Origin of the sequence: Streptomyces sp. NPDC025273 (assembly GCF_040638585.1) — a bacterium.
Taxonomy (GTDB): Bacteria; Actinomycetota; Actinomycetes; order Streptomycetales; family Streptomycetaceae; genus Streptomyces; species Streptomyces cinereorectus.
On record NZ_JBEZYP010000042.1, the window covers coordinates 1 to 5,659 of the forward strand.

The window sequence follows — 5,659 nt, forward strand, 5'->3', positions numbered from 1 at the left end:
CACGAACCTCCACCCACCTGATAGAGCGTCAGCAAACTAGACTCCAGAAAGGCCCTGTGACCAGGACAAATGGAGAAGCACGACTGGAGTACTAGACTGCAACGGCGTTTGGCGTGACTGGTGGCCAGGTTGGTCGTTGGGCTGGTTATGGGTGGGGACCTCGGTGATGTGAGGAAGTGGGCGGCGGGCCTGGGTGAGGTGCATGAGCGTTTCATGCACCGGTTTGCCCGGTCGGAGCCGCGTGAGTCAGCACTGGCGTACATGCGCGGCCTGATAGCCCCGCTGGAACGGAAGAACGGCTGGACACTGGCCGAGGAAGCCGGCCACGCGGCTCCCGACCGCATGCACCGGCTGCTGAACCGCTGCGACTGGGACCCTGACGAAGTCCTCGACGACGTGCGGGATTACGTCGTCGAACACCTCGGTGACCCGGAAGCCGTGCTGATCGTGGACGACACGGGCTTCCTGAAGAAGGGCGTCCGCTCGGCCGGGGTCCAACGGCAGTACTCCGGGACGGCGGGACGGACGGAGAACTGCCAGGTCGGCGTCTTCCTCGCCTATGCCAGCGCTCGTGGCCGCACGCTGATCGACCGCCGCCTGTATCTGCCCACGTCATGGACCGATGACCGGGAACGATGCCGAGCCGCAGGCATCGACGACACGGTCGCCTTCGAGACGAAAGTGGTCACCGCAAAAGCGATGGTCCGCCGGGCGATCACCGACAAGATCCCGTTCCGGTGGGTCACCGCGGACGCCGCCTACGGCTTCTCCAAAGGCTGGCGGACCGAGCTCGAGCGGGCCGATGTCTTCCACGTCATGGCCACCACCCGCCACGACACCGTCGTCACCCGCTGGGCCATCGACCACCCCGTCCACGAGCTCTTCCCCGGCCTGACACGGCAGAAGTGGAAGCGCCGTTCCTGCGGCAACGGAGCCCACGGACCACGCGTCTATGACTGGGCGAGGGTCGAAGTCCGGCCCTGGCACCGCGAAGACCGCCGGCACTGGGTGATCGCCCGCCGCAGCGTCAGCCGACCCCAGGAGATCTCCTACTACATCGCCTACTGCCCGTCGGAAACCACTCTCGACGAACTGATCCGCGTCGCCGGCAGCAGGTGGGCCGTCGAGGAATGCTTCCAGACCGCGAAGCAGGAATGCGGCCTGGACGACTACCAGGTCCGCCGCTACCCCGGCTGGCACCGCCACATCACCCTCGCCATGGCCGCCCACGCCTGCCTCACCGTCCTGCGAGCCCGCGCACTCGACACCGACAAAGCAGAAACGGATCCTCCCAGCTCATACCCCTCACCCTCCCCGAACTACGACGCCTGATCAGCCGGCTCACCCGACCATCGACCACGTCCTGCACTGGTCATACTGGCGCCGCAGACGACAACACCAAGCCCGTCTCAGCCACTACAAACGACGCGGCCACACACCACCCGAAACTGCCCAACCATCAGGCCAAAGACCGTTGCAGTACTAGAGTCCAGGCGACGGCAAAGACCACCCCAGCCAGCACGGCGGCAGTCACCAGGGCAAAAACGATCTCGACCGTCATTGCGTCCTTTTCCCACCGTGACTCACGCCCCATGTCCATGGCTGCAAGTCTCACATCGCGGTCAAGTCACCGAGCCTGCGCATGGCCGCTGACTCTCACGGGCGGATCGATCGCCAATTGAGATGACCTCTAAGATAACAGGGATACCCAGGGGGGTATTCCGCCGCGTGGGACGAGTACCTCGCTCCGGCCGCGGTCAAACCGGCGAGGCGGGGTGCCCCCACGCCTCCGCCGGGCAGCCGGACATGTGACCGCGCCGGCAGGCGGGCCTGAACGGGCATGTGGCCCGCGGCGGAGATCCGCCGCGGGCCACAGCCGTCCGTATGGTCACGCCAGGGTGAGGAACAGCTTCTCCAGCTCCTCTTCCGTCATCGACGAGGGGTCGCCGTCACCTGCGAGGCACTGGCGCATGCCGCTGGCGACGATCTTGAATCCGGCCCGGTCGACGGCACGGGCGACGGCGGCGAGCTGGGTGACGACGTCCGCGCAGTCACGGCCGTCCTCGATCATGGTGATGATTCCCGTGAGCTGTCCCTGGGCGCGGCGCAGCCGGTTGAGAACCGCGGTCACCGTCTCTTGCTCTACCTTCACCGGGTCTCTCCTTCGTGTGTGATGACGTATGGCGTGTGTGTCCTCTTGGGGCGCGGTGTCAGGAGCGCATGCTCGGACGGCGGGTCTTCTCCGGCATCGTTCCGTCGGCGGTCGGCGTCCGACGGCTGCCGGCCAGCGTCCAGGCCACCGCCACTGTCGCTGTGAGTGCGGCGCCGATCCAGGTCAGAGGGCTGGTCCACACGGCGGCAGGGAGCTGCTGGCTGAGGACGAAGACGCCCATGACGACGACGAACCAGCCGAAGGCCTTGCGCAGGGTGTCCTGGGGGATGCGTCCGGCGAAGCGGCTGCCGATCAGGCTGCCGACGACGGCCACGGCGGTCACCATCAACGCCAGACCCCAGTCGATCTGGACGCCGGCCAGGTGGCCGGCGAGCCCGGAGAACGACTTCATCGCGATGACGAGGAGCGACGTGCCGACCGCGATGCTCATGGGCAGTCCGCCGAGCAGTGCCAGGGCGGGGACGACGAGGAAGCCGCCGCCGGAGCCGACCAGTCCGGTGACCGCGCCCACGACCAGGCCCTCGACGACCACGAGCTTCACGGGCAGCTCGGCGTGGGCGGCCTTGTGCCCGGCCTTCTTGCGGCCGGCGCCCTTGCGGAGCATGGCCACGGCGGTGGCCAGCATCATCAGGGCGAACGCGATCAGCAGGACGGTGCCGGGGATGTACTCGGCCAGGCGGCCGCCACCGTAGGCGCCGACCATGCTGACCGCGCCGAAGATCAGTCCGGTGCGCCACCGGACCCGGTGGGCGCGGGCGTGCGGGATCAGCCCGACCAAGCTGGTGACCCCGACGACGAACAGCGAGGTGGCGATGGCCTCCTTGCTCTCCTGACCGGCCAGGTAGACCAGGATCGGCACGGTCAGGATCGACCCGCCGCCACCCAGGATGCCCAGGCTGACGCCGATCAGGACGGACGCGGCGAGGACGAGGGTGATCACGACCGGTCCCGCAGGGAGGCGACGACGGTCCGGATGTCGGTGCGCGGGCCGCGGTTGTAGGGCAGCTTGGACAGCATCATGCCCATCGCGCAGGTGTTGCTCACCGCGGCGAACGTCAGCCCGGCGCCGATCGCGGTGCCGATCAGGTGCACGCCGGGGACGAAGAAGCCCACGACGCCGCTGACCAGCACGACCGAGCCGGCGATCAGACGGACCTGACGCTCCAGCTCCCACCGCTCCGGACCACGGTTGACCGGGGCGCCGGAAGCCTCCCAGGCCATCATGCCGCCGTCCAGGACCCGCAGGTTCGGAAGGCCCACCTCGGAAAGCGCCTGCTCGGCCTGCGAGGCACGGGCACCGGAGCGACAGATCAGCACCACGTCCTCGTCCAGGTGGCGGCGCAGCTCGCCGCGGTGCTCACGCAGGGTGTCCAGGGGAACGTTGTAGGCGCCGGGAATGTGACTGGTCTGGAACTCGCCAGGAGTACGCACGTCCAGCAGGCGAGGGGCGTTTCCGTTGCCGATCAGGTGCTGGAGGGCGGCGGGAGTGAAGGCGGTGGCGTTTGCAGTGGTCGTCACGAGAACTCCATGTGGGGTGAAACGCACCCGTGCTCGGCACGGGCGGGAAGCGGGGGAAGAGACAAATGCCTGGTGAGGGGCCGGTGCACCCGCACCGGCGGCAGTCAGGGCAGAAATTTCCTGTCGCGGGTGCACCGGCGGCTTGTGACCCGCCGGGTCAGGCGGCGGCGGGCTGGTTCAGCAGGGCCCAGGCGGCCCAGCCGCCGAGCACGTCGGAGACGTCCTCGAAGCCCTGCCGGCGCAGCAGGCTGGCGGCGATGGAGGAGCGGTGACCGCCCGCGCAGTGCAGGACCAGCGGCCTGTCGCGCGGGATCTCGTCCAGACGAGTCGGGAGCTCGCCGAGCGCGATGTGTTGGGCGCCCTCGATGAAGCCCATCTCGCCGCGCTCGCCGCAGTTGCGGACGTCGACGACGACCGGCGGGTTGTCGCCCTCCAGCGCCTCGCGGAGCTGGGCGGCGGTCAGGCGGCTCGCGGGGGCGACCTCGTCGGCCATCGCCTCGAACGTCTCGTCGGGCGAGGTCAGGTAGCCGGCGACCCGGTCGAAGCCGATGCGGGCGAGACGGGTGACGATCTCCTCCTCACGGTCCTCCGGCGCGACGACCAGCAGCTCGGCCCCGAGCGGCAGGACGGTACCGGCCTGCTCGGCGAACCGGCCATCCGCCGGAACGTTGACCGCACCGCGCACATGGCCGGCCGCGAACTCCTGCGGGTCACGGGCATCGACCACCACCACCGCGCCCGCCGCACGCCGGGCCAGGAAGTCCGCGACGTCCAGGGCCTGCGGTGCGGAGGCCGGGTCGAACAGCTCCCGCTCCCGGCGGTTGAGGTCCGCGTCGTAGGCGAAGTAACCCGGAGCCGCCGACTGCCCCGCCGTGACGATGGCGACGAAGTCCTTCTCACTCATCGGCGCACACGCGTAGTTGGTGGCACGCTGCTCACCGATCGTGGACTGCCGCTCCGTGGACAGGTTCTTGCCGCAGGAGGAACCGGCGCCGTGAGCGGGGAAGACGCGCACCTCGTCGGGCAGGCCCATCAGCTTGTTCTGCACGCTGTCGTGCAGCATCGCGCCGAGCTCGTCGGCGGTGACCCCGACCGAGGCCAGCAGATCCGGGCGCCCCACGTCGCCGATGAACAGCGCATCGCCGGTCAGGACGCCGTACGGGACGGTGTCCTCGGCGCGCTCGTGGACCAGCACGCTGATCGACTCCGGGGTGTGCCCGGGAGTCTCCATGATCTTCAGGGTGACGTCCCCGAGGCTGATCGTGTCGCCGTCCGCCAGCTTGCGGATCGCGTACTCGGTCTCCGCACGCCGTCCGTAGCCGATCCACGCCCCGGTGCGGGCGGCCATCTCCAGGTGACCGGCGACGAAGTCCGCGTGGAAGTGGGTGTTGATGACACCGACCACGGTGAAACCGCGCGCCTCGGCGTCGTCCAGGTACTCCGACACGTCCCGGCGCGGATCCACGACCACGGCCTGACCGGTGGACTCGTCGGCGATCATGTACGACGCCTGCGAGAGGCACTCGAGGTAGTACTGCGAGAAGAACACGGAAAACCTCCGTCACGAAATGGACCACATACCCCGGGGGGTATTATTCGGGCCGTGAGGCGCCCCCCGGAAAGAGCGGGCGCGGGTAGCAGGGGGGCTGGGCGCCGACGAGCCGACGGCGTCAGCGGCGGACCCCGGCGCCAGGCCGGGCCGGAGGGCCGCCCCGTCGCATCGACCGCCGCGACGAAGCGCCTCCACATACCCCATGGGGTATTACGTCATCGACCGTAAAAGACCGCTGCTCAGATTGTCAAATACCCCAGGGGGTATCCATCACCCCAGGCTTGACGCACCCGGCCGACGGTGCACGTCCCCTCGGCGAATGCGCCGGCCGCCGGGATGCACCGCTCCGGCTTTATACCCCTTGGGGTATTATGTCGATGAGTGGAGGGAGAGTTTCGATGCAGGTGGACGAAGAA

General features: G+C 68.7%; 4 protein-coding genes and 2 pseudogenes. 1 reads left to right on the plus strand and 5 read right to left on the minus strand.

Going from position 1 to position 5,659, the window contains the following annotated elements:
• Positions 1 to 147 precede the first annotated feature (147 nt).
• Positions 148 to 1,299: pseudogene (locus AB0F38_RS31505) on the plus strand (IS701 family transposase); the annotation flags it as partial.
• Positions 1,300 to 1,492: 193 nt separating this feature from the next.
• Here AB0F38_RS31505 and AB0F38_RS31510 read toward each other — a convergent pair.
• The 5 genes and pseudogenes from AB0F38_RS31510 to AB0F38_RS31530 all read right to left on the minus strand — a co-directional run.
• Positions 1,493 to 1,600 (minus strand): annotated as a pseudogene (locus AB0F38_RS31510) (DUF6332 family protein); the annotation flags it as partial.
• A 288-nt stretch (positions 1,601 to 1,888) separates the two neighbouring features.
• Positions 1,889 to 2,152, minus strand: coding sequence for a metal-sensitive transcriptional regulator (locus AB0F38_RS31515; RefSeq protein ID WP_361900852.1), 264 nt, complete (start codon positions 2,150 to 2,152; stop codon positions 1,889 to 1,891).
• 58 nt (positions 2,153 to 2,210) lie between these two features.
• Positions 2,211 to 3,113 (minus strand): sulfite exporter TauE/SafE family protein, encoded by a 903-nt coding sequence (locus AB0F38_RS31520; protein ID WP_361900854.1) that lies wholly within the window; start codon positions 3,111 to 3,113, stop codon positions 2,211 to 2,213.
• Positions 3,110 to 3,691 carry a rhodanese-like domain-containing protein gene (locus AB0F38_RS31525; RefSeq protein ID WP_361900856.1) on the minus strand — a complete coding sequence of 194 codons (582 nt, stop codon included), beginning with the start codon at positions 3,689 to 3,691 and terminating at the stop codon, positions 3,110 to 3,112. The genes AB0F38_RS31520 and AB0F38_RS31525 overlap by 4 nt, the downstream gene beginning before the upstream one ends.
• Before the next feature lie 157 nt (positions 3,692 to 3,848).
• Positions 3,849 to 5,240, minus strand: coding sequence for an MBL fold metallo-hydrolase (locus AB0F38_RS31530; RefSeq protein ID WP_361900858.1), 1,392 nt, complete (start codon positions 5,238 to 5,240; stop codon positions 3,849 to 3,851).
• Positions 5,241 to 5,659: the final 419 nt, after the last annotated feature.